Genomic DNA, 24,658 nt, shown 5'->3' with positions numbered 1-24,658 from the left:
AACATTCCTTCCTCTGGTGATTCACCCGCCACGCCTACTGATGCGATTTGGCCACAACGCGCTTAACACCCAACTGATCGAGAGTTCTATCCAATCCACGGCTGTAGCCAACCACGCTCTTCTGGTAAGCCCCCATCAGATCCGACATTTTCTCTCTGTTCTGACGATCATCTTCAAGATGATCAATTAACTCAGCTTGAAGAAGCTTCGCGCTTTCCTTGTCGAAGACCATCCTGCTTATCGTGGCGCGCCGTATTGAGTACTCGATCGCGTCCGCATGATCCTTGAAGCTATAGCTTTCGGCATCGGCCGCCAGCACATTCGGCTCAGCCGCCCCACTGAGATCAACCAGCTTCTTTGCTGCACCGGTCCCAAAGTACCGCTCAATCTTAAAGTAGTGTGCGATCAACTTCTGATTCCATTGGCGGTTGAACTCCATGTAATCCAGCCAAGGACCGTCTTTCACTTCCTCCCATCCCTTTCCGTCCGTCGCCCATTGCAGCTGCTTCAAGGCCAAGTAGCCTTCATTGAGGAGAACTACCGTTTCCTGGAAGGTAAGCTGGGCGCCTTCGGCGAATCTTTCAGCTTCGCTCTTCTCTGATATGTACGATTGCAGCATCAGACCGCCCCCCAGAGTCAGGACAGAGCTGAGTACGGAAGAGACAACTGCAACAATTATGCTGGACCTTAGCGATACGTCGGACATCCTTGACTCCTGAAGCGGTGATTCTGTGCGGATGAATCGCTTACACGATTGCCTATCATATCGGCTGACCAGCGCGGGCTGAACGCCACGCCCAACGCTCACCCTCACCAAACCCGGTTCCGACCACGTTACGACGCCCGCCGCCACAGCATCGCCCACAGGCAACCCTGGCGACGTTCGATGAGTGCTTCAGACGCAGAGTCCCTGCACAGCAAAGTGGCGGCGGTCACCCTCGGCTTCTGGGTGATGAAGATCGCCGCCACCACCCTCGGCGAGACCGCCGGCGACCTGCTGTCGATGACGCTCAACCTGGGCTACGTGGCCAGCTCGGCCATCCTGCTGGCGATCTTTGCCGGCTTGTTGGCCCTCCAGCTGTCTGCACGGCGCTTCCACCCGGTGCTGTTCTGGTCGGTGGTGCTGGCCACCAGCACCGCAGGCACCACCATGTCCGACCTGCTCGACCGCACCCTCGGCCTGGGCTACGCCACCGGTGCCAGCCTGCTGGCCGGCTGCCTGGCGCTGGTGCTGCTGGCCTGGCGGTTATCGGAAAAGTCCATCTCGGTCAGCAACATCGCATCGCGCCGCGCCGAAGGCTTCTACTGGACCGCCGTGCTGTTCTCCAACACGCTCGGCACCGCGCTGGGCGACTTCCTGGCCGACGATTCCGGGCTGGGCTTCACCGGCGGCGCACTGCTGATCGGCAGCCTCATCGCGCTCACCGCACTGGCCAGCCGCATCAAGGGCATCAACCAGGTCGTCCTGTTCTGGATCGCCTTCGTGCTCACCCGCCCGTTCGGCGCCACCTTCGGCGACCTGCTCACCAAACCGCTGGAAAAGGGCGGCCTGGGCTTCGGCACGGTCGGCTCGTCGCTGGTGCTGTTCACCCTCCTCGCCACGCTGGTGGCACTGCCGATGCTGCAGCGTAAGGCGCAGCCAGCCAGCTAGCGCGCCGTCCAGCCCCCATCCACCGGCAGCGCCGTGCCGGTAATCTGCGCCGCCGCGTCCGAGGCCAGGAACACCACCATCTCGCCCAGCTGCTCGGGCGTCACAAACTGCAACGACGGCTGCTTCTCAGCCAGCAGCGCACGCGCGGCGGTCTCCTGGTCCGTGCCTTCGCGCTCGGCCAACGCGGTGATCTGCTGCTCGACCAGCGCCGTCCGCACCCAGCCCGGGCAGATCGCATTGGCGGTGCTGCCAGTGCCCGCATTCTCCAGCGCGGTCACCTTGGTGAACCCCACCACACCATGCTTGGCCGCCACATAGGCCGACTTGTTCACCGAGCCCACCAACCCGTGCACTGATGCGATGTTGATGATGCGGCCGGCGCCCTGCTGTTTCATGTGGGGCAAGGCCGCCGCCGTTGCATGGAACACCGCCGAGAGATTCAGCGCCAGGATCGCATCCCACTTCTCGACAGGAAATTCCTCGATCGATGCTGTGTGCTGGATGCCCGCGTTGTTCACCAGGATGTCGATGCGACCCATCGTCGCGACGGCTTGGGCGATCAGACCGCGCACCGCCTCGCCCATGGACAGGTCGGCGCCGTCATGCGCCACGCGCACCCCGAACTCGGCTTCCAGTCCGGTACGGATGCGCTCGATCTCCGCCGCATCGCCGAAGCCATTCAGCACGATATCGGCCCCCTGCCGCGCCAGCGCCGTGGCGATGCCAAGACCGATACCGCTGGTGGAGCCGGTAACCACCGCAACCTTTCCAGAGAACATGCGCGAGCTTCCGTCGGGGGTAGATGGCCAGTGTAACGTCGCCTGCCGCCGCCCAACCTCCTACATGCCCACGTCCAATGAATGCGCCTGCAGAAACTCCCTGGCGTACTCATCCCCAGCCTGCGCCGAAGCGCGGATCAGGGACACCGCACGCGGCACATCCCTGGCGACACCGTTGCCATGGAACAACGCCAGCCCAAACTCGTACATGGCAGACGGATAGCCGGCCTTCGATGCCCGCTCAAAATGCGCGGCCGCCCGCGTGACGTCCTGCTCAACGCCGTCACCCGTCAGCAGGCACAGCCCTACCGCGTAGATCGCGGGGATATAGCCCTTCTCCGCCGCCTGCTTGAGGGTTGCGAAGCTGTCCGCATCGGCATGTACGTCGTCCTCCCCTGCAGGCATCGAAGAAGAGAGAAACAACGCTTCGGCACACCCGCGTGCAAGCTGCGGGGCCAACAGCCGCCGCGCCTCGGCAATGTCACCACGGTCGAGCACCGCATCGAAGTCGGTCGTGAGCTGGGTTGGCATGTCCGTCATGGCGCAGGCGACCTTCCTGTTCGCGGGCATCCTTTCGTCCCGTTGGCATTATGCCTGCACCACGCCAGGGCATCCCGCCAGCCCCACAAGGCCGGATGACCTGAAGCCTCTCTGCACCCATCGCTGTTGGCCCTATAGTCAACGCAATCCACCCAAGGATGGCTCGATGAACCCCTGCAAGGCCCTGCTGCCCGCCGTTGTCGCCGCACTGCTCTCCCCCGCCATCAGCCAGGCTGCCCTGCCCGCGCAGCCAGCCACGCCGCTCACCACCGGCAGCGTGCGGGTGGATATCGCGACCGGCCGCGTAGATGGCGATGTATGCGCATCCAATTCCCCCGCCAACGCCCAAGCCCACTTCGTGCTCAACGCCGGCCTGAACGTCGCGCGGGTCACCGACGGTGACGGCAAGCCGGTAGGGTTCGATGGCTGGTACGACCCGAGCGTGGACGGCGAGGCGCGTGTCTACACCCTGGCCGAGCCCGCCGCCACGCTCTGCGTGCAGTACGTGGGCGCGTTTCCGCTGTACCCGAAGCACGACGCCCTGGGCGACTTCAAAGGCATGATGGCCTTCAACGGCGACAGCGCCCGTTTCACCGAACAGTCCGCATGGTTGCCGCAGGCGTTCGACCCCATGGCGCGCGTGCGCAGCAGCGAAAGCCGCTACGACCTGCAGGTGGATTGCGCCGGCTGCCGCTTCCTGTATCTCAACGGCAGCCCGGCCATCGAAAGCGCGCAGGGGCGATTCCGCAGCGACAACGCGCGGCCGATCCTGCTGTTCGGTGGCAGCGGCCCGATCACCCGTACCGCGCAGGTCACCATCCTCAATGAGACCCTGCCCACGGCCAAGGTCGATGCACTATCCAGCACCGTGCAGAAGGTAGCCGACGTGCACGGCCGCTACATGGGCGTACCGCTGGCCGACCGCCCCACTTTCCTGCGCATGGTCACGCTCAACCAGATCGAGCGCGACCGCGAAGGCAGCGAGTGGGGCTTTGCCACCTGGCCCACCATCGCCATGAGCGGCAGCATCGGCAACGTGGCCGACTCGCTGCTGGCCGGTGGCGAGAAGGCAGAGCGGCGCGTGCAGTACGTCGCGCACGAAATGGGCCACTACTACTTCGGTACGCTGAACCGTCCGCAGGGCCCCTACTTCTGGGTGCTGCTGGAATCCAGCGCCGAATTCCTGTCGATCAAGGCGCTGCGCGAGATCAGTGGCGATGCCGCGGCGGATCGCTACATCGCGCGACTGCAGTCGGCCATCGACACGCAGGACAAGCCGCTGCCCGCGATTGATGCCATCGACGGCAAATCGGATCTGGGCGAGATGTATCGTTACGTCTATGCGCCCTTGCTGTTGCTCTCGCTGGAGAAGCAAGTGGGCGAAGCGAAGATGCAGGCCTTCATGCGCGGGCTGCTGGCCGCGCCGTCGCCGAAGAGCTGGGCGGAGCTGCAAGGCATCGCATTGAAGGCCGGCATCGATGCCAAGGCCTGGGAGAATTGGCGGGCCAGCTGTGTAGCTGGTGGTAGGCAGAGGTGCCAAGGTTGACACCTCGGCGGCCAACCGTCGCCTGATCGCACCACCCACAAGGGCGCCCATCGGCGCCCTTGCTGCTTGCCTGGATATCAAGAGCGAAATGTCGCTTACGCCCCGTCGGGATGGGTAGAATTGGCCAAATCGTGTCGTATAAGGCCATGCCATGGAACACCCTCTTGTCGAGGTTCAGGGCGCTGCCCAAGCGCTCAAGGAATTTGCCGAAGTCCGTGATTGGGCGCAGTTCCACTCCCCCAAGAACCTTGTCATGGCCCTCTCTGGTGAAGTTGGAGAGCTGAACGAAATATTCCAGTGGATGACGGAGGCCGACTCCTTCAAGGCAGCGTCCTCTGAAGCCACCGCCAAGGCGGTGCGCGATGAGATCGCCGATGTAGCCCTGTACCTCATCCGGCTGTCGGACGTGCTCGGCATCGACCTGAATGAAGCCGTCAGCAGCAAGCTGGCCATGAATGCCGCCAAGTACCCGGTCGACCTCTCGCGTGGCGTCAGCACCAAGTACAACAAGCTGGTGCAGCCATGATCGTCTATCAGGCAGACAAGGACACCTTCCTTCGTCAGTGCAACGATCAGGAGATCGACCAGGTCATCCTCGCCAGCTACAAGGCAGCGACCAACACCAAGGTCAGCGATTCCGAAGTAAAATCCTGGCGCGCCTCACTGGGATACGTCGCGCGTGCGCTGAACGACCCTTCCATCCCCGGTGACATCGGCGTAGCAGTGGAGTTCATTCTTCCGCAATCGCGAAAGCGCATCGATGTTGTCCTGACCGGGCATGCCGAAGATGGTTCGCCACACGTCATCATCGTAGAACTCAAGCAGTGGTCAGCCGTCAAACCGTCCAGTCGCGACGCCATGATCGAGTTGCACGCCGGGAACCTGCGCGTCCATCCAAGCTATCAGGCCTGGTCCTATGCAGCGTTCCTGGAAGGCTTCAACGAGGCCGTCCATGAAGGACGGCTCCAACTGCACCCTTGCGCCTACTTGCACGAGTACGAGCCAGATGGCGTCATCAACTCACCGCACTATCAGCCCTACATCCAGCGCGCCCCACTCTTCCTCAAGGGCACGCCTGAACTTGAGAGGATGCGTAGCTTCATTAGTCGATACACAAGCAAGGGCAATGGCCTCCCGGTGTTGGCCGAACTGGACAGCGGCCGCATCCGTCCCTCCAAGGTGCTCGCCGACGAAGTGTATCGGCTGCTATCGGAAAACAGCGCTTTTACCTTGCTTGACGAGCAGAAACACGTGTTCGAAGCCGCCAAGGCAGCATGCACGCAAGCACATGCTGACGGAAAACCTCGTGTCATCATCGTTGAGGGCGGTCCGGGCACAGGCAAGTCAGTCGTCGCCGTGAATCTTCTTGCCACGCTGCGTAATGGCCTGAACGTCAGGTACGTCTCGAAGAATGCCGCACCACGCGCGGTCTACAGTCGCTCGCTCGGAAAATCAAAAGACAACGCACATCTGCACCAGCTTCTTGACGGCTCCGGCCAGTTCATCGATTCCCCTCAGAACGACTTTGACGCTCTGATCGTCGATGAAGCGCACCGGCTTACCGAGCAAGGCGGATTCTACGGAAACGAGGGCAATAACCAGATCATGGAGCTGATCAATGCCGCCCGGTGCAGTGTGTTCTTCATTGATGAAGACCAACGGGTCACGCTCAAGGATATTGGCACCAAGGAAGCCATTCGGGAATTTGCGGTCGCCCGTGGTGCCACCGTAGAGGAATACGCGCTGTCTTCGCAGTTCCGCTGTGCAGGCTCGGACGGCTATCTGGCATGGCTGGATGACGTGCTTCATATCCGCCCAACCGCAAACACCACGCTGGACGAGATCAGTTACGACTTCCAGATTTTCAACGACCCATCCGCGCTTCATGCCGCCATCGAAGCAAAGAACACCGCCAACCGTGCACGCGTCGTAGCCGGCTACTGTTGGCCGTGGAAAAGCAAGAAGAACGATAAGGAGATGGATATTGTCATCGGCAGCTATCAGCGGCAATGGAACCTCAACGACGCTGAAATCCCTTGGATCGTCTCCCCAGACTCGATTGACCAGGTGGGTTGCATCCACACCAGCCAGGGGCTGGAAGTCGACTACATCGGGGTAATCATCGGACCGGACCTCGTCATGGAAAACGGCGCCCTCAAGACAGTGCCACGCGCGCGCGCTCGGCACGACAAGACCATGTTGGGGTACGTGAAGCTCTCAAAGTCCCATCCCGCCCATGCCGCCGAACTTGCGGACACCATCATCAAGAACACCTACCGCACCTTGATGACCCGAGGGATGAAGGGCTGCTACGTCTACGCGACAGATCCACAAGTTGCCGCCTATTTCGCAGCCCGACTGCAGCGACAGGCAGCCGTCGAACAGGCGGTTGAAGTAGAGGCGTAATCGCCTCCACCTGACAGCTGACCAGAGGTAGATCCATGCCACGCACGGATGCTCTCTCTCAACGCCCCATCACTTCCAATGATCCGGCCCCAGGAACGGCAGGCTCAACACAAACACCGGAACCGCCACAGGAATCAACGCCGCGCCCAGCACCTTCCCGGCCGCCGTCCCAACCCCCGGCTTGTCCGTATCGTCCGGCCGAATCCGCTCAGCCCGCGCGGTAATCGACTGCGGCAGCTTCGCCTTCGCGGCCAGCGCAGCAGCATCCGGCAGCTTCACCCGCTCGCCATCACTCTCGAACAGCGCGCTGTAGTAGCTGCCGCCCTGCTTGGAAAGATTGCAGTCCGGGTTGGCCGCCAGCTCGTAGCGACTACGGGCTTCAAGGATGTACGGCCGGCGCGTCAACCGATCGATCGCCTTGGCCACCCGTGGGCTGATCTCCAACCGCTCCAGCTTGAACTGCGTCGCCTGTTCCGGCGTCACCTGCTCCGGCCGCAGCAGCAGCGCGTAGCTGCCATGCACCTTGCTCCTGTCGGCCGGCACGCGCCAGTCCTCACGGAAGTACAGCTGCGCGCAGACCACGGCCTCGCGCAGCGGGCTGTCCATCAGGGCGCGGTAATCACGGAACGGCGCGGCATTGAAGCGCATTGGCTCTTCAAAGCGCGGCAGCAGGTACAGCTTGCCGTCGTCGGCCACGAACGCGCCGGTAATCTCGCGACTGGAATGGTGGTAGTCCGGCCCACTGACGCAGCCAGACAGCAAGGTCAGGCAGAGGGCGGAGAGAATGAAGCGGATGGACGTTCGCATGTCGTAGTGAAGGGCTTCCCTGGAAAACCGGCCCCGTCCAGAAGGACGAAGCCAGTCCGCCATGGTGCCACGGCACCGCACGCGATGCAGAACCCACCCTACTTCAACCGCTCCACCAACCGCTGCCCCACCTCCAGCGCCGAAGCCGGGTTCTGCCCGGTAATCAACTCGCGGTCCACCACCACATGCCCGGTCCACGGCGTGGTGTTGCTGCTGAACGTCGCCCCCGCCCGCTGCAGCGCCGTCTGCGGGTAGAACTTCATCTCACCGCCACCCAGCAGCGGCTTGGCCTGTTCTTCTTCCTGGTTACTGATCACCGTCATCTGGTAGCCTCTGTAGATCCACTTCGGCGTGGCCGGCGTCGCACCGGCTTCCAGCTTCGCCACGAACCCCGCCGCATCCGGCAACGTGGACAGCAGCGCGATCGGCCCGTGGCAGACCAGTGCGGTGGTCTTGTTGCGCTGGTGGAAGTCGGCCAGCAAGCGGCCCAGCGCCGGGCTCTTCAGCAGGTCCTGCATGGGCGCGTGGCCACCGGGAATGTAGACCGCATCGAAACGCGCGTACCCCTGCTGCTCGATGCGCGCCAGGCTGACCACCGGCGAGGCCGTCGGCGAGGTCAGCGCCAGCTTCTCCAGCAGCTCCTTGTGCAGCGTCAGCTGCGCGGCATCGTTGCCGAAGTACGCCGGCGTCACCGAGGATGCATCCACCGTCGGCGCCCGCCCCTGCGGCGTGGCGAAGGTCACCTCGTGGCCCGCGTCCAGCAGCAGCTTGACCGGCTGCATCAACTCGTTGAGATAGAAGCCGGTGGACAGCACCTTGCCGTCCTTCAGGTCCAGGTGGTTTTCGTCGGACAGCACCACCAGCACGTTGGCGGCATGCGCGCCGGTCGCGGCCAGGGTCAGGGCCAGCGCTGCGGCCAGCCGGGTCATCAGGTTCATGGGGAACTCCTATCGGGGAATGGCGGCCACTTTATTCATCGCCCCAGCGGCGATAAATTGGCCCCATCGCAAAACATCTGTTCCCCGGAGAGCCAAATGAGCCGCAAGTTCGACTACCTGGGCGATGTGGAGGTGTTCCTGGCGGTGGTCGAGCACGGCTCGTTCACGGCCGGCGCGGTGGCGCTGTCCACCACGCCCTCGGTGCTGAGCCGCGCGGTCACCCGTCTGGAAGCGCGGCTGGGCCGGCAGCTGCTGCAGCGGACCACCCGCCGCGTGGGCCTGACCGACGCCGGGCGGCTCTATCTGGAACAGGTGCGCACTGCCTTCGGCCTGCTGGACGACGCCGAGCGCGACGTACTGGCCCAGGACGGTGCGCTGGCCGGCCGCGTGCGCCTGAGCGTGCCCACCACCTATGGCCACTACCGGCTGCCGCCCGTGCTGGCGCGCTTTGCGCAGCAGTACCCGCAGGTGCAGGTGGAACTGAACATCACCAACCGCAACGTGGACCTGGTGGCCGAGGGCTTCGACCTGGCCATCCGCCTGGGCCAGCTGCCGGACAGCGGGCTGGTCGCGCGAAAGCTGGAAGACGCACCGCTGGTGCTGGTGGCCGCACCGGACTACCTGCGGCGCCGCGGCACGCCGCAGACGCTGGAGGATCTGGAGCAGCACATGTGCCTGCCCTTCGTGATGCCGCGCACCGGGCGACTTGCGCCGTGGATCTTCCGCGACGACGGACGCGATGTGGACTGGCTGCCGCGTTCGTCCATCGAGACCTCCGACGATGTGCTGGGCGTGGTGTCGCTGGCCGAACAGGGCATCGGCATCTGCCAGAGCTACGAGTTCATCGTGCGGGAGCGACTGCGGCGTGGGCAGTTGGTGGAGGTGCTGCCGCAGCTGCGGGGCCGGTCAAGGCCATTCTCGGTGATCTATGCGCCGCATCGGAGGCAATCGGCGGCGGCGCGGGCAATGATTGAGTTGCTGGTGGGGAATGCGACGGTGGTTGGGGATGGTGGTGGTTGAGGCTGGGATGCTCGCTAGCGGTGTCGTGTTTGAACCGATTTGCGGGGCGTGAGACTGGTCGGGCACCGTTGCCTGCCGAGGCGAACTAAGAACTGTTGCAAAGAAGGCCGTCGCGCTATTCGCTTGAGGCGCGGGCGATTGCGTCGTTTCGAATCGCAATCAACAGAGCAGCTGCACGAATACGTCTGGCGGTGTCGCCTGCTGCACGAATGGCGCATGCAACAATAGTTCCTCGCTCTCGAGTTCCGCGATTCCTTCGCGAATTTCTATTGGCATTCGAAGCGGCGGCGTAAACACCATGACGTGCCACCGACAACGGGTGGCTCCGGGTCTGCAAACCCGCGATGAGCAACGACTGTTGTTTACGCTTGCCCGTCGGCACCGTCCTTAACCGGTGCCGGCGGGCAATCCGTCGGCCTATCTGGCGGGCGGTGCGTGGGGGTCTTCGGACCCACCGGTCATTCGTTGCTTCGTCCCGGTTTGCAGCCACGCATCGTCCGCCACCCTCTTCGCGGTGGCGCTGTTAAGCACAGCCACGGAAGCCGACGCCATGAACGAATCCGACACCTTCTCTTCGTACACCGTTGTTGAACCCATCAACGACGACACTCCCCTGCCCGACCTGAACTACCTCCTCGGCATCCTCAAGCGCATGCGCGGCTGCGAAGGTGCAGATGGGCATCCTTGGCCGGAAACCGATGTGTCACCCGGCCGACGTGTGAGCCTGGCCAGAAGCGAGCGCGCGATGGTGGGAGCGTTGACGGTACTGGAGCTGCTGCACGCGGCGGACCGCTGCCGGGTGGCAGCGGAGCCGGAGCGGCATTTGGATGAGGGGGTTGTGGATGGGTTGTTCCTGGCGTGCCGAGGGTTGGTTGAGTGGGCTTGCCGGGAAGTCAGGCCCGAATGAGAGCTCAGTTCGGCCACCGTCCCACCGCCTGGTTCTATGACCTTGGCGGTTACACCCCCCCAATTTCCCTCAGACCATGGATGAGCATCGCAGGAAACTCTCGGACTACGGACATGTACTCCTTCTTGTCCCCTCTGAATGACCTCTCAAAATGCAGACTTCGCATACTCGACTTGAGAACACCCTCAAAATTTGCCAAGGATCTCTTCTTTGCGACCAGTGAGCTCGAGCCCTCAAGGGTTTTTATCAATGCACAACCTTCGTCGTAGAGCCAGGGAAGCGAGTTTCTGTAGGTAGCAAGAGCAATACGAATACCTATTGAATAGCTTCCCTGCCTGTACATCTGATCGACATCTTCTGAGAAGTGGCGAAAACTCTGCGGCCGACCGTAGCTTTCCACATCACCAAGTGACATCCGCATTGGAAGATCCTGAAACATCACTTTGATCTCCTCAAATAGCTTTGCTGAGGAGTTATCAGCTTCGACAACTGCTTTCTTCTTCTCCGATAGAGGCGAAGCTCCAATTCTTCCAATTATTCCATTCACAGCGGCCCTGAATTTTCCGACTTGAAATTTTATGGTTTCTCGATCAGGCTCAGACCCAGGAATTCTATTCACCAATTGAAACACTAACTTCGTCAGAGACTCTTCATCATCTGCGCAATTCTGAAACTGAGCAAAGGGACCGCTTGAAACAGACTTCAGCTCGATTCCAAGCGCAACCCCTAGGATGGGTGTATCTAGCTTGCCCTTTGCCATGCCGGCCTCGAAAAGTATCCACGGGCGATCAACACTTCTCTCAGTCAGAAGACACACGACATCAGAAGCTGCTTGAATATTTTTTATTATCTCCGGATACCACTCAACGCCATATTCGATTCCCTGGCTACCCCTTCGATCCGAGGTCCTAAACGACTTCAGAACCCCAGCACTTACACTTTTAAGCAAATTGCTGAAAGCCTCAGCAAGCTCTGCATCACGAGTATCGTGACTAATAAATACAAACGGATTTCCCGCCCGCTCTAAAAGAGCATCCCCGACCGCAACCGCCTCTGACATCTCGCCCCCTTTATAGGATGAATGGAATCCACCCCACCGACCAAAATTATGAATTTCTATAAAATCTATGCAACGTCAAGCCTGGCTTGCCATTGAGTATGTTCACGAGAAAAAGCGTTCTCGGCGTCACCAACAAATCTTGAGAAATCCCTCTCGGAATCAATGCCCTCAATCCCAATACGCAGCAGTCCAATTTCGTGAGCTGTCAGCGTATACGCGGCCGACAGCTCTTGAAATCTCTTGCTTTGCATCCACGCCATCACTGCACCCGCGACCGCAACAAGAACATCGGCCGGCCAGTAATCACCTTGCGGACTAAGAACCTTCCCCAAAGCAAAAAGCAGAGCCAAGCAATTAACCGTTACCAACACAAAAAACCATCTGCGCGAGAGCTTTCTATTTACACCAGCCTTGGATACGTACCATGAGTGCTGATCATCAACTCGCGCCCTCAAATAAAATGATAGACGCTCTCCAAGATTCAAACACCTAACTTCGCGCATCTTATCGGTCAATAGAGCCCCACCAAAGCAATCCAGTGACATTTCCGATATTTTCTTATTCGATGATATTATCCCAGACAGATGCTCTTTAAATTTCCTCTCGGCACGCACCAAGTCACCATCGAAAGGTGCCGCTTGCATCATGAACCGCCAAGATACAGTCTTTACCGACTCCGCGAGAGCGCGCGCACCATACCAATTTCTCTGAGGCTGCCTACTTCCAAGATATATTGTAATTGCAAGCGTCGCAAGCAAAGGAATAACCTGAACCACCGCAAAAACTTGACTCTTTATGTTTGCCACAGACAAAGTGGCGGCAAGTATAAGAAATATGTAGTTCAAACCCAGCGCAAGAAAGAAATGCCTCTGCGACTCCGCCGAAGCAGAATCAGCAGCTCTATAAATAGACGGAAATTCTGCATCTCTCACAATCCAATTCGCCTATATTCTTCGGGATAGAAGTACAAGTCGGTCATTTGACGATTACGGTAGACTTGGAATGCGTCGCAAAAATCGTCAAGAGCAAGCTCGATTGCTTTCGCCTTAAAAGGCACATGAATACTGCATGTGCCACGCAAAATAGGAGGACACCGATCAACATCAAGCGAGCGCCCACCATTTAAATTAACAACAACGATGGGTATTTCCAAATCCAAGCAGGACTCTATTTCCCACCTAACGTATCTATACAGATTCTTGGTACTTTCACCCACGAGAACAATCGCCTGCTTGGTAGCCGACAACCTTTCACGAAGCACCCGCTTCACATATACCTCGCTGGCGGCACCCCCAATCGGCCTAATTGAATGTGCGTCAAGAAAATCAAAATCCATTCGCTCGTTTTTTACCCAACCCAGCATATATGCATAAGCCCACATATCCTTGTCACCATCGAATATCACGTAAGTTCTGTCGCGATAACCCATGCCAACCTCAAACTGAACCGGACTTGCGATTGTGCCACAAGATGATCTTCACCATGAGTGATATGCCCCACACCCCAAAGGGGCCGACAGCAGTTCGTAATAGCGAACCAAGACAAAGAAAAGGGCGCCGAGGCGCCCAAAATCTTTGCAAAATTTCCTAGAAACTCATTCCCACTCAATAGTAGCCGGCGGCTTTCCCGAGATGTCATAGACAACCCGCGACACCCCCCGCAACTCATTGATGATCCGGTTGCTCACCGTACCCAGGAACTCATACGGCAGATGCGCCCAGTGCGCGGTCATGAAGTCAATCGTCTCCACCGCCCGCAGCGCAATCACCCACTCATAGGCCCGCGCGTCGCCCACCACGCCCACCGACTTCACCGGCAGGAATACGGCAAACGCCTGGCTGGTCTTGTCGTACAGATCTGCCTTGCGCAGCTCATCAATGAAGATGGCATCGGCCTTGGCCAGCAGTTCGGCGTATTCGCGCTTCACTTCGCCCAGGATACGCACGCCCAGTCCCGGGCCCGGGAACGGATGGCGGTAGACCATGGTGCGCGGCAGGCCCAGCTCAACGCCCAGGCGGCGCACTTCGTCCTTGAACAGCTCGCGCAGCGGCTCCACCAGGCCCAGCTTCATGTGCTCCGGCAGGCCGCCCACGTTGTGGTGGCTCTTGATCACATGCGCCTTGCCGGTCTTGCTGCCGGCCGACTCGATCACGTCCGGGTAGATGGTGCCCTGCGCCAGCCACTTGGCGTTCTTCAGCTTGTTCGACTCTTCATCGAAGATCTCAACGAACAGGTTACCGATGATCTTGCGCTTGGCTTCCGGGTCGCTCACGCCTTCCAGCGCGGCGAAGTAGCGGTCGGCGGCGTTCACGCGCACCACCTTCACGCCCATGTGCTCGGCAAACATCGCCATCACCTGGTCGCCTTCCTGCCAGCGCAGCAGGCCGGTATCCACGAACACGCAGGTCAGCTTCTCGCCGATGGCCTTGTGCAGCAGCGCGGCCACCACGGACGAATCAACGCCGCCGGACAGGCCCAGGATCACTTCGTCATCGCCCACCTGTTCGCGCACGCGGGCGATCTGGTCGTCGATGATGTTGGCGGCGGTCCACAGGGTCTGGCAGCCGCACACGTCCACCACGAAGCGGCGCAGCAGCGCCTGGCCCTGCAGGGTGTGGGTCACTTCCGGGTGGAACTGCACGCCGTACCAGCGCTTTTCTTCGTTGGCCATGGCCGCCACCGGAATGCGGTTGGTGGTGGCGGTGATGGCGAAGCCCGGCGGTGCAACGGAGACGTGGTCGCCGTGGCTCATCCAGACATTCAGCTTCGGCTCGCCGCCGTGGTCGCTCAGGCCCTTGAACAGTGCATCGGGGTTGATCACGTTCACTTCGGCGTGGCCGAATTCGCGCTGGTCAGCGGCTTCGGTAGCACCGCCCAGCTGGGCAGCCAGGGTCTGCATGCCGTAGCAGATGCCGAAGATCGGCAGGCCGCTGTCGAACACTTCCTGCGGCGCGGCCGGCGCACCCGGCAGCGTGGTCGATTCCGGGCCACCGGACAGGATGATGCCCTTGGCACCGAACGCCGCGATCTCGGCCGGGTTGTGGTCCCACGCCCAGATTTCGCAGTAGACGCCCAGCTCGCGGATGCGGCGGGCGATCAGCTGCGTGTACTGCGCGCCGAAATCGAGGATGAGGATCTTGTCGTTATGGATGTTGGTCATGGCGCCCCGGCAATGCAGTAGGGAAAACGAAATCAGATTTACGGCGGCAGATGGAGAAAGAGGAACGGGAAGTGCTTCCCCGTTCCTCTTTGCTCGGCCCGCATCAGGCGCGGTAGTTCGGCGGCTCTTTGGTGATCGTCACGTCGTGGACGTGGCTCTCACGCTGGCCGGCGCCGCTGATCTTCACGAACTTGGGCTTGCTGCGCATGTCTTCGATGGTGGCGCAGCCCACGTAGCCCATGGTGGCGCGCAGGCCGCCCATCAGCTGGTGGATGATGCCGCCCACCGGGCCGCGGTACGGCACGCGGCCTTCGATGCCTTCCGGCACCAGCTTGTCGGCGGTGGCGGCGTCCTGGAAGTAGCGGTCCTTCGACCCCTTCTCCATGGCAGCCAGCGAACCCATGCCGCGGTAGCTCTTGTACGAACGGCCCTGGTACAGCTCGGTCTCGCCCGGCGATTCCTCGGTACCGGCCAGCAGGCCACCGACCATGATGGTCGATGCACCGGCGGCCAGCGCCTTGCCGATGTCGCCCGAGTAGCGGATGCCACCGTCGGCGATCAGCGGGATGCGGTCCTGCAGGGCTTCGGCCACCAGGTCGATTGCAGTGACCTGCGGCACGCCGACACCGGCGACGACGCGGGTGGTGCAGATCGAGCCCGGGCCGATGCCGACCTTGACCGCGTCCGCGCCGCTGTCCAGCAGCGCCAGTGCGGCTTCGCCGGTGCAGATGTTGCCACCGATGACCTGCACGTTCGGGAAGTTCTTCTTGACCCAGCTGACGCGGTCCAGCACGCCCTGCGAGTGGCCGTGCGCGGTATCGACCACGATCACGTCCACGCCGGCGGCGACCAGCGCTTCCACGCGGCGATCGGTATCGCCACCCACGCCGACGGCAGCGCCGACCAGCAGGCGGGTCGACAGGTCCTTGGCAGCGTTCGGGAAGTCGGTGTTCTTCTGGATGTCCTTGACGGTGATCAGGCCACGCAGTTCGAACGAATCATTGACCACCAGCACCTTTTCGATGCGGTTGCGGTGCAGCAGCTGCAGCACTTCGTCAGACGCGGCGCCTTCCTTGACCGTGATCAGGCGATCCTTCTTGGTCATGATGTGGCGGACCGGATCGTCCAGCTCGGTTTCAAAGCGCATATCGCGGTGGGTCACGATGCCGGCCAGCAGGCCGTCGCTGCCCACCACCGGCACGCCGGAGATGTTGTGCGCCTGGGTCAGGGCCAGCACATCGCGGATGGTGGTTTCCGGGCCAACGGTGATCGGGTCGCGGATGACACCGGCCTCGAACTTCTTGACCTTGGCCACTTCCGCGGCCTGCTGTTCCAGGCTGAGATTCTTGTGGATGATGCCCATGCCGCCGAGCTGGGCCATGGCGATGGCCAGGCGGGCTTCGGTGACGGTATCCATGGCTGCGGACAGGATCGGAAGCTTCAGCTTCAGGTCGCGAGTCAACCGCGTTTCGAGGTTGACGTCCTTGGGCAGGATGGTCGAGTGGGCGGGGACGAGCGAGACGTCGTCGTAAGTGAGTGCTTCAGCCTGGATGCGCAGCATCGGCATACCCGAGATGTGGGGAAGCGCGACATTTTACCCTGTTTTCGCGCCGTGTGGCAGGGGGTAGATGCGACGCAGTGTCGCGCGGGCGGTGATTGGTTCAGGGGGCCATCCGGGCCGGCGGCATACCGCCTTTGGTAGGTGCCAACCTTGGTTGGCACGGGCCGTCCGGCACCTGGACCCCAGATGGGCCGATGGTCCCGATGGATGTGTGCCAACCAAGGTTGGCACCTACCAGGAGCGAGTCATCGGCCTGCCGTTGGTGGGTGCGGACCGTTGGTCCGCACTACCCTTCAGACATCTGTGCTCCTGCATTGTGCCGACCAACGGTCGGCACCCACCTTAAGAGGATCACTCGGGCCAGTCCTGGAGCGCCTTTGGTAGGTGCCAACCTTGGTTGGCACAATCCGTCCGGCACAGGTGCCCCAGATGAGGCTATGGCCCCGATGGATGTGTGCCAACCAAGGTTGGCACCTACCAGGAGCGGGTCATCGGCCTGCCCCGGCATTGTGCCGACCAACGGTCGGCACCCACCAACAGCAGACAGCTCCAACTGGGGTCAGCTCAGCGCTTCCGCCGCTTCCAACGTGTTCTGCATCAACGTGGCCACAGTCATCGGGCCCACGCCACCCGGCACGGGGGTGATCCAGCTCGCCCGCTGGGCAGCCGCTTCAAACCCGACGTCGCCCACCAACCGGCCGTCGTCCAACCGGTTGATACCGACGTCAATCACCACCGCGCCCGGCTTCACCCATTCACCCGGCACGATGCCCGGGCGGCCCACCGCCACCACCAGGATGTCGGCATTGCGCACGGCCTGCTCCAGCACGTCCTTGGGGGTGAACTTGTGGCAACTGGTCACGGTGCAACCGGCAATCAGCAGTTCCAGGCCCATCGGGCGGCCGACATGGTTGCTCACGCCCACGATGGTGGCGTTGCGGCCGCGCACCGGCTGGTCGGTGTGCCCCAGCAGCGTGGTGATGCCGCGCGGGGTGCACGGGCGCAGGCCGAACTCGCGCAGGGCCAGGTGGCCGACGTTTTCCGGGTGGAAACCGTCCACGTCCTTGCGCGGGTCGATGCGCTGGATCAGCCGGCGCGCGTCCGGGATGCCCGGCAGCGGCAGCTGGATCAGGATGCCGTTGATCTTCGGGTCGGCGTTGAGCTGGTCGATCAGGTCGAGCAGCTCGGCTTCGGTGGTACCGGCCGGTAGATCGTAGTCATGCGCTTCGATGCCGACCTTCTCGGCGGCACGGCGCTTGTTGCGCACGTACACGGTCGAGGCCGGGTCGCCACCCACCAGCACCACGGCCAGGCCCGGGCGGCTGCCGCCAGCGGCCACGCGGGCGTCGACGCGCACCTTCAGGCTGTCGAGCAGGTCCTCGGCGATACGGCGGCCATCGAGGATGCGGGCAGGAAGCGGGGAGGCGGAATCGGTCATCGGGAGCGGGCGTGGGGCGGCGGGGACGCTATTGTCCCTGATTCAGGCCCCCTCGCCCACCGCCGCGCGCCGACACCGCGCACCGGTAGTGCCGGCCGCTGGCCGGCAACCCGATGACGTCGGAACGTTTCCGTGTCTGCCGGCCAGCGGCCGGCACTACCAACGGATGGTGCGCTGAGGTTGCCGGCCAGCGGCCGGCACTACCGGGCTTTATTCTTCCTCTTCCGGCACATCCTGCGGGTTCAGCGTCTTGCTCTCCCGCTTCGGCGCGGTGAACGGCGTCGGCGTCGGTACGCCCTGCGGGCTGTTGCCGTAGATCATCCGGGCGCCGGCATTCAAACCACCACCGGCAATCTCCAGCTCGAAGCGCTCGGCATCGCGGCGGCGGATCTGCTCGGCGATCTCCACCGCGTCGTCCTCATCCGCACCCAGCTCCACCAGCGCGGCCTGGCCAAACAACACCGCCGATTCAAACGTTTCACGGATCTGGAAATCGACACCGGCATGGATCAGCCGCAGCGAATGTTCGCGGTCGAACGAGCGCACCATCAGCTTGGCCTGCGGGAACTCGTGCGCCACCAGTTCGACGATGCGGTCGGCGGCCTCGGCCTTGTCCACGCACACCGCAATCGCACGCGCGGTCGCGGCGCCCGAAGCATGCAGCACATCCAGGCGGGTGCCATCACCGTAATAGATCTTGAAACCGAAGCGCGCCGCGCTCTGGATCATCTCCACATCGTTGTCGATGATGGTCACGTCCACGTCGCGCGCCAGCAGCGACTGGCTGGCGACCTGGCCGAAACGACCGAAGCCGATCAGCAGCACGCTGCCGGACAGGCCATCGGCTTCGTCCACACCATCCATGTTCACCGTCGGCTTCGGCGCCACGCGCTTGTAGACCAGCACCACCAGCGGGGTCAGCGCCATCGACAGCACCACCACGGCGGTGAAGTTGGCATTGATCTCCAGATCGATCACGCCCGCCGATGCGGCGGCAGAGAACAGCACGAAGGCGAACTCGCCGCCCTGCGCCATCAGCACGCCACGGTCCAGTGCCTGTGCGTGGTCGCTGCCCATGATGCGCGCCACCACGTAGATGCACAGCGCCTTGGCTGCCATCAGCGCCAGCACCAGCCCGAGGATCAGCTGCCAGTGCGCGGCCACCACGCTCAGATCCAGCGCCATGCCCACGCTGAGGAAGAACAGGCCGAGCAGGATGCCGCGGAACGGTTCGATGTCCGCTTCGATCTGGTGGCGGAAGGTGGATTCGCTCAATAGCACGCCAGCCAGGAACGCCCCCATCGCCATCGACAGGCCCGACAGCTGCATCAGCAGCGCCGCACCCAGCACCACCAGCAGCGCGGCGGCGGTCATCACCTCGCGCGCCTTCGATTCGGCCAGCAGGCGGAACAGCGGGTTGAGCAGGAAGCGGCCGACCAGCACCAGGCCGACGATGGCGCCGACGCCGATCGCCACCGACAGCCAGCGCGAACCCTCGCCATCGGCGCTTCCCGCGCTCGGGCCCATCCAGGCCACCAGCGCCAGCAACGGCACGATCAACAGGTCTTCGAACAGCAGGATCGAAACGATCTTCTGCCCCGATGGCAGCGCGATATCGCCGCGCTCGGCCAGCAGCTGCATCACCACCGCGGTGGAGGTCAGCACGAAGCCGGTGGCGCCGATGAAGGCCACCTGCCACGGCAGGCCGAACAGCTTGGCGATGCTGGTCAGCACCAGCGCACAGGTGACGATCTGTAGGGTACCCAGCCCGAAGATTTCCTTGCGCAGGCTCCACAGGTGCGAGGGCCGCATTTCCAGGCCGATCACGAACAGGAACATCACCACGCCGAGCTCGGCGGTATGCAGGATGGCCTGGGGGTCGGAGAACCAGCCCAGCCCGAACGGTCCGATCGCCAGGCCAGCGGCGAAGTAGCCCAGCACCGAGCCCAGGCCGGCCCGGCGGAACAAAGGCACCATCACCACCGCCGCGCCCAACAGGGCGACGACCTTGACCAGCTCGCTGGTCGCTGCTTCTACCGCCATGCGGTGTTTTCCCCAAGATCCAGAATCGGGTTCAACAATAGAGCAATGCCGATGACGGCAATAGCACGCATGTTGCGCCGGATTGTCTTGGGGGTGGAACGATGCAGAGAGTGACCCCGGCATCATCCCGAAACCCGACACATCCATCCACGCATGGCGTGGATCTACCGAAGCATGGGTAGATCCACGCCATGCGTGGATGAATCCCCGGCCGGGTTCACCCACCCCGACAAAACGCGGCGTAATCGATATACCCGGGGAACGGGACGCCCGGCGCACACACCGGGCAGTACGGGTCCGGCCCGATGCCGGTCTCGCGGAAGCGCATGCCCAGCGCATCGAAGCGCAGCAGCCGCCCCACCAGCGGCTCACCGATGCCCAGCAGCAGCTTCAGCACCTCGGTGGCCTGCAGCACGCCGGCCAGGCCAGGCAGCACGCCCAGCACACCGGCCTCGGAACAATTCGGCGCGAACTCCGGCGGCGGCGGTTCCGGGAACAGGCAGCGGTAGCACGGCGCCACGCCACGCTGGCGGCCGGCGTCAAACACGCTTACCTGGCCATCGAAGCGCTCGATGGCGGCGTACACCAGCGGCGTGGCGTGCTTGATGCAGGCGTCGTTGAGCAGGTAGCGCAGCGGGAAGTTGTCCGAGCCATCCAGCACCACGTCCACGCCCTCCAGCAGCGCATCCACGTTGTCAGAGGTGACCCGCTCGGGCACCGCCTCAACCTCGATCGACGGGTTCAGCGCCAACAGCCGCTCGCGCGCCGAATCGACCTTGAGCTGGCCGACGCTGGCTTCGGTATGCACGATCTGCCGGTGCAGGTTGCTGCGCTCCACCCGATCATGGTCGGCAAAGCGCAGGTGCCCTACCCCGGCGGCGGCAAGATAGAAGCCGGCTGGCGCACCCAGGCCGCCCGCGCCCAGCACCAGCACGCGCGACTGCTGCAGGCGGCGCTGGCCCGCTTCACCCACCTGCGGCAGCAGCAGGTGCCGCGAATAACGGTCGTAGAAATCGCGGTCGGCGGCGCTGGCCAGCGGCTGCACCAGCGGCAGCGATTGCTCGCGCCAGGCCACGGTACCGCCCGTCACGGAAGCGACGTGGGTGTAGCCTGCCTCCAGCAGGAACTGCGCGGCGTCGACCGAACGCTTGCCGCTCTGGCAGATCAGCAGGATCTCCTGGTCGTGCCGCGGCAGATGCGCGGCCGGGTCGGCCTGCAGCTCGTCCTTGGCCACGCCGCGCGCGCCCTCGGCCATCCCGCCGGCCCGTTCGTGCGCCTCCCGCACATCGATCAGCACCGCGCCATGGGCCAGGCGCTCGCGCGCCTGTTCGGGAGAAAGCTCTTGGATGCTCATGGCGGCATTATCGCGCACGTGACGGCAGGCCGCCTTGACCGATATCTGCAAACATCGGGTAGTGCCGGCCGCTGGCCGGCATGGCCATGAACGCGTCACACGACACGAGGTTGCCGGCCAGCAGCCGGCACTACCGGTGGGAGCGCGAACGAAAAAGGCGGCCCTGCGGCCGCCTTCTCGTGAATCACTTGCCCTTGACGTGCTTCATCAAGCGCCGCTTGGCCTTGACCTGCCGCTCGGTGAGGACGTTCTTCTTGCCCTCGTACGGGTTGGTACCCTCGCGGAAGATGAAGCTCACCGGCGTACCGATCAGCTTGAAACGCTTGCGGAAGAAGTTCTCCAGGTAGCGCTTGTACGATTCCTGCAGCTCCTTCAGGCGCGTGCCGTGCACGATGAAGGTCGGCGGGTTTGCGCCGGCCGGGTGCACGTAGCGCAGCTTGGAGACGTGGCCGCGGATGGTCGGCGGCGGATTGGTCTCGTAAGCCACTTCCAGCGCCTTGTTCACTTCGCTGGTGGTGAAGGTCTTGTTCGCCGATTCGTGCGCCCGGTGCACCGCACGGAACAGCTCGCGCAGGCCCGAACCGTGCTTGGCCGAGATGCGGACCGATTCGGCCCACGGCACGAAGCCCAACTTCAGCGACAGCATGGCTTCGGCCTGCTCGCGCTGGTACTCGGTCAGGCCATCCCACTTGTTGATGGCAATGACCAGCGCGCGGCCGGCATCGAGCACGGCACCGAGCACGGTGGCGTCCTGGTCGGTCACGCCTTCGGTGGCGTCCAGCATCAGCACGGCCACCTGGCACTGCTCGATCGACTGCATGGTCTTGACCACCGAGAACTTCTCGACGACCTCGTCCACGCGCGAACGGCGGCGCAGGCCGGCGGTATCGATCAGGCGGTACTCGCGGCCGTCGCGCTCCAGGTCCACGGCGATCGAGTCGCGGGTGGTGCCCGGCACGTCGGAGGCGATCATGCGCTCCTCGCCGAGGATGCGGTTGACCAGAGTCGACTTGCCCACGTTCGGGCGGCCGACGAAGGCGATGCGGATGCGGTTCGGGTCGTTGTCCAGCTCTTCGCCGCTGCCTTCTTCCGGCAGGCGCTGGATCACTTCGTCCAGCAGGTCGTCCAGACCCTGGCGATGCGCGGCCGAGACGGTCAGCATCTCGCCGAAGCCGTAACGGGCGAACTCCGAACGCACGCTGTCCTCGTCGGTGCCGTCGATCTTGTTGATCAGCAGCAGCGTCGGGCGCGACAGCTTGCGCAGCCAGGCCAGGATCTCGTCGTCCAGCGCCGAGGTGCCCTCGCGGGCGTCGACGACGAACAGGATCAGATCGGCCTCAGCCGCGGCAGCCCGGGCCTGGCGCGTGGTGGCGCCCGCCAGGCCTTCGTCCTCACCGGCGATACCGCCGGTATCCACGACGAGGAAATGGTTGTCCTCGTCGAGGCGGCAGACGCCGTAGTTGCGGTCACGGGTGACGCCGGGCTGGTCATGGACCAGCGCGTCGCGGGTGCGCGTAAGCGCATTGAAAATAGTCGACTTGCCGACATTCGGCCGTCCAACCAGGGCGACCAAAGGCAGCATCGCGATTACTCCAATTTTTAATTTGCCAACCGGAAGGCGGTCAGCTTGCCATCCACGTTCTGCACCAGCAGCACCCCGTCGACGACGACCGGCTGGGCCAGCAGGGCGTCACCGCCGCTCTTCGCCCGTGCCGCCATCGCACCATCGGAGGTCTTCAACCAGTGCACGTATCCCTTGTAGTCGCCGACGACCACGTAATCACCGTGCAGCGCCGGGCCGGTCAGCGAACGACGCGCCAGCTCGGTCTGCGACCACATGGCAGCACCGGTCGCCTTGTCCAGGCCGAACACGCCACCCTTGTTGTCGGTGACGAACACATTGCCCGACGACACCGCCACGCCACCTGCACCGCCATGGTCACGCGCCCACAGCGGGCGACCGGTCGGGCCTTCGATGGCCATGGTCTGGTTCTTGAAGCTGCTCACGAAGAGAGTGTTGCCCTCCAGCACCGGAGCACCGTCGACGTCGGCCATGCGGTCCAGCTCGGTACGGCCTTCGCCGTTGCCAAGGTTCTGTTCCCACAGGGTACGCCCATCCTGCATGGCCAGCGCGGCAACCGCGCCCTCGTCCTTGCCGATGAACAGCACGCCCGGACCGGTGACCACCGGTGCGTTGCCGCGCACGGTCAGCGCCGGCAGTTCGCTCGGATTGAACCACTTCTGGGTGCCATTGCCGGCATCGAAGGCGGTGACGCGGCCGTCGTTGCTGCGCACGAACACCAGGCCCTGGGCCACGGCCGGCGCGGCAATGACTTCACCCGGAACACGGGCGCGCCACTTCTCGCTGCCGTCATTGATGTCCAGGGCGATGACCTGGCCATCGAGCGTGCCAATCACGACCAGGTTCTCACCGACACCCGGGCCGCCGGACAGGCGCAGCTTCGGCTTCTTCTTTTCCTTCTGCGGCTCCCAGGTCCAGACCTTCTTGCCGGTCTGCAGGTCGATGGCGTGCACGCCACCGGTGATCGCCGCGGCAAACACGTGGCCATTGGCCACCGCCGGGCCCTGGCGCACGCCGATGCGGCGCTCGCCCTTGCCGAGGTTGACCGACCAGGCCTTGTTGACCTTCACGCTCGGCTCGAACTTGACCAGCTCAGCCGGCTCCTGGGCCTTCTTCGCTGCCGCGTCCTTGCCGGCGAACCAGCCCTTGACGGTGCTGCAGCCGGTCAGGGCCATGCCCATCAGGAGCACGGTGGCGACGCGGGTGATCATGACCTTCTGACTCATCAAACCGACTCCGCAGGGGCGGCGACCGTGCCGCCGGCATCCATAACCTTGGTTTCCAGCAGGCGCCGCTGCGGCGCTGCCACGTCCAGCGACTTCAGCGCCTTCTCGTACTGTGCGCGGGCATCATCGCGCTTGCCCTGCGCCAGCAGCGCATCGCCATGGATTTCCAGGCTGCTGCTGTCGGTGGCGCTGCCCAGCAGCTTGATCGCCTCGTCGCTCTTGCCGGTGGCCACCAGCAGGCGGGCCACACGCTGGTCGACCACGCGCTGCAGGTCACCTTCGACCTTCACGGCGCGCAGGGTGGCCAGCGCTTCTTCGTTCTTGCCGGCATCGACCTGGGCCTTGGCCAGCTGCAGCGCCGCGAGGTCGCCGTAGATGCTGGACGGGCCGGCTTCGAGCGCCTTCACTGCCTTGGCAGCGTCGTCGAGCTTGTTCTGCTGAAGACCGACCAGCGCCTTCTGGTACTCCACGTTGGCCGAGGCCAGCTTGCCGCCCTGATCCTTCTGGTACCACTGCCAGCCGGCAATGGCACCGATCGCGATGGCTACGCCACCGAGGATGCTGGCGCCATTCTTCCGCAGCCAGCTGCGGACGCGTTCACTTTGTTCGTGCTCGTCGAGCAGATCGTCGATCGCCATGC

22 protein-coding genes are annotated in these 24,658 nt (G+C 63.1%); 6 read left to right on the top strand and 16 right to left on the bottom strand.

Annotated features, from left to right (window positions below):
- Positions 1-34 precede the first annotated feature (34 nt).
- Positions 35-706, bottom strand: coding sequence for a hypothetical protein (locus tag EZ304_RS18415; protein ID WP_142807798.1), 672 nt, complete (start codon positions 704-706; stop codon positions 35-37).
- A 180-nt stretch (positions 707-886) separates the two neighbouring features.
- On the opposite strand from EZ304_RS18415, the gene EZ304_RS18410 reads away from it, so the two are divergent.
- Positions 887-1,651, top strand: coding sequence for a COG4705 family protein (locus EZ304_RS18410; protein ID WP_142807797.1), 765 nt, complete (start codon positions 887-889; stop codon positions 1,649-1,651).
- On the opposite strand, the gene EZ304_RS18405 is transcribed toward EZ304_RS18410, so the two are convergent.
- Together EZ304_RS18405 and EZ304_RS18400 are read right to left on the bottom strand one after the other, a co-directional pair.
- The gene (locus EZ304_RS18405) at positions 1,648-2,430 is read right to left on the bottom strand and encodes a 3-hydroxybutyrate dehydrogenase (RefSeq protein ID WP_142807796.1); all 783 of its coding nucleotides are present in this window, start codon (positions 2,428-2,430) and stop codon (positions 1,648-1,650) included. The genes EZ304_RS18410 and EZ304_RS18405 overlap by 4 nt on opposite strands.
- Positions 2,431-2,490: 60 nt before the next feature.
- Positions 2,491-3,000: a tetratricopeptide repeat protein gene (locus EZ304_RS18400; RefSeq protein ID WP_142807795.1), complete on the bottom strand. Its 510-nt coding sequence runs from the start codon at positions 2,998-3,000 to the stop codon at positions 2,491-2,493.
- Between the two features lie 136 nt (positions 3,001-3,136).
- Here EZ304_RS18400 and EZ304_RS18395 point away from each other — a divergent pair, with 136 nt between their 5' ends.
- From EZ304_RS18395 to EZ304_RS18385, 3 genes are all read left to right on the top strand, one after another.
- Positions 3,137-4,516, top strand: a complete 1,380-nt coding sequence (locus EZ304_RS18395) for a M1 family metallopeptidase (protein WP_142807794.1) — start codon at positions 3,137-3,139, stop codon at positions 4,514-4,516.
- A gap of 151 nt (positions 4,517-4,667) precedes the next feature.
- The gene (locus tag EZ304_RS18390; RefSeq protein WP_142807793.1) at positions 4,668-5,042 is read left to right on the top strand and encodes a nucleotide pyrophosphohydrolase; all 375 of its coding nucleotides are present in this window, start codon (positions 4,668-4,670) and stop codon (positions 5,040-5,042) included.
- Entirely contained in the window at positions 5,039-6,922 is a 1,884-nt protein-coding gene (locus tag EZ304_RS18385; protein ID WP_142807792.1) for a DUF2075 domain-containing protein, read from the top strand. Before EZ304_RS18390 ends, EZ304_RS18385 begins: the two co-directional genes overlap by 4 nt.
- A gap of 69 nt (positions 6,923-6,991) precedes the next feature.
- Here the strand turns inward: EZ304_RS18385 and EZ304_RS18380 are convergent, their stop codons facing one another.
- Complete coding sequence (locus EZ304_RS18380; RefSeq protein ID WP_142808125.1) at positions 6,992-7,729, bottom strand: hypothetical protein; 738 nt, start codon at positions 7,727-7,729, stop codon at positions 6,992-6,994.
- A 98-nt stretch (positions 7,730-7,827) separates the two neighbouring features.
- The gene (locus tag EZ304_RS18375; protein ID WP_142807791.1) at positions 7,828-8,667 is read right to left on the bottom strand and encodes a type 1 glutamine amidotransferase domain-containing protein; all 840 of its coding nucleotides are present in this window, start codon (positions 8,665-8,667) and stop codon (positions 7,828-7,830) included.
- A 96-nt stretch (positions 8,668-8,763) separates the two neighbouring features.
- On the opposite strand from EZ304_RS18375, the gene EZ304_RS18370 reads away from it, so the two are divergent.
- A complete protein-coding gene (locus EZ304_RS18370; protein WP_142807790.1) occupies positions 8,764-9,687 on the top strand; it encodes a LysR family transcriptional regulator in 924 nt (307 codons plus the stop codon).
- Between the two features lie 550 nt (positions 9,688-10,237).
- The gene (locus EZ304_RS18365) at positions 10,238-10,594 is read left to right on the top strand and encodes a hypothetical protein (RefSeq protein ID WP_142807789.1); all 357 of its coding nucleotides are present in this window, start codon (positions 10,238-10,240) and stop codon (positions 10,592-10,594) included.
- 49 nt (positions 10,595-10,643) lie between these two features.
- On the opposite strand, the gene EZ304_RS18360 is transcribed toward EZ304_RS18365, so the two are convergent.
- From EZ304_RS18360 to EZ304_RS18310, 11 genes are all read right to left on the bottom strand, one after another.
- Positions 10,644-11,654: a toll/interleukin-1 receptor domain-containing protein gene (locus EZ304_RS18360; protein ID WP_142807788.1), complete on the bottom strand. Its 1,011-nt coding sequence runs from the start codon at positions 11,652-11,654 to the stop codon at positions 10,644-10,646.
- Between the two features lie 65 nt (positions 11,655-11,719).
- Entirely contained in the window at positions 11,720-12,586 is an 867-nt protein-coding gene (locus EZ304_RS18355) for a DUF4231 domain-containing protein (protein ID WP_185959194.1), read from the bottom strand.
- Positions 12,583-13,083 (bottom strand): TIR domain-containing protein, encoded by a 501-nt coding sequence (locus EZ304_RS18350; RefSeq protein WP_142807786.1) that lies wholly within the window; start codon positions 13,081-13,083, stop codon positions 12,583-12,585. The genes EZ304_RS18355 and EZ304_RS18350 overlap by 4 nt, the downstream gene beginning before the upstream one ends.
- Positions 13,084-13,248: 165 nt before the next feature.
- Positions 13,249-14,814, bottom strand: a complete 1,566-nt coding sequence (gene guaA, locus EZ304_RS18345) for a glutamine-hydrolyzing GMP synthase (protein ID WP_142807785.1) — start codon at positions 14,812-14,814, stop codon at positions 13,249-13,251.
- A gap of 103 nt (positions 14,815-14,917) precedes the next feature.
- Positions 14,918-16,375 carry an IMP dehydrogenase gene (gene guaB, locus EZ304_RS18340; RefSeq protein ID WP_005409308.1) on the bottom strand — a complete coding sequence of 486 codons (1,458 nt, stop codon included), beginning with the start codon at positions 16,373-16,375 and terminating at the stop codon, positions 14,918-14,920.
- A gap of 559 nt (positions 16,376-16,934) precedes the next feature.
- Positions 16,935-17,813 carry a bifunctional methylenetetrahydrofolate dehydrogenase/methenyltetrahydrofolate cyclohydrolase FolD gene (gene folD / locus EZ304_RS18335; RefSeq protein ID WP_132809944.1) on the bottom strand — a complete coding sequence of 293 codons (879 nt, stop codon included), beginning with the start codon at positions 17,811-17,813 and terminating at the stop codon, positions 16,935-16,937.
- A gap of 210 nt (positions 17,814-18,023) precedes the next feature.
- Positions 18,024-19,856, bottom strand: coding sequence for a monovalent cation:proton antiporter-2 (CPA2) family protein (locus tag EZ304_RS18330; protein ID WP_142807784.1), 1,833 nt, complete (start codon positions 19,854-19,856; stop codon positions 18,024-18,026).
- A gap of 217 nt (positions 19,857-20,073) precedes the next feature.
- Positions 20,074-21,210: a molybdopterin-synthase adenylyltransferase MoeB gene (gene moeB, locus EZ304_RS18325; RefSeq protein WP_142807783.1), complete on the bottom strand. Its 1,137-nt coding sequence runs from the start codon at positions 21,208-21,210 to the stop codon at positions 20,074-20,076.
- 184 nt (positions 21,211-21,394) lie between these two features.
- The gene (der, locus tag EZ304_RS18320) at positions 21,395-22,792 is read right to left on the bottom strand and encodes a ribosome biogenesis GTPase Der (protein WP_142807782.1); all 1,398 of its coding nucleotides are present in this window, start codon (positions 22,790-22,792) and stop codon (positions 21,395-21,397) included.
- Positions 22,793-22,809: 17 nt separating this feature from the next.
- A complete protein-coding gene (bamB, locus tag EZ304_RS18315; RefSeq protein WP_099552919.1) occupies positions 22,810-24,018 on the bottom strand; it encodes an outer membrane protein assembly factor BamB in 1,209 nt (402 codons plus the stop codon).
- Positions 24,018-24,656, bottom strand: a complete 639-nt coding sequence (locus EZ304_RS18310) for a YfgM family protein (RefSeq protein ID WP_043884373.1) — start codon at positions 24,654-24,656, stop codon at positions 24,018-24,020. Before EZ304_RS18310 ends, bamB begins: the two co-directional genes overlap by 1 nt.
- Positions 24,657-24,658: the final 2 nt, after the last annotated feature.

The organism is Stenotrophomonas maltophilia (assembly GCF_006974125.1).
Classification (GTDB): Bacteria; Pseudomonadota; Gammaproteobacteria; order Xanthomonadales; family Xanthomonadaceae; genus Stenotrophomonas; species Stenotrophomonas maltophilia_O.
The sequence above is the reverse complement of the archived record's forward strand: the minus strand, read 5'-3'. Positions and strand labels throughout refer to the sequence as shown.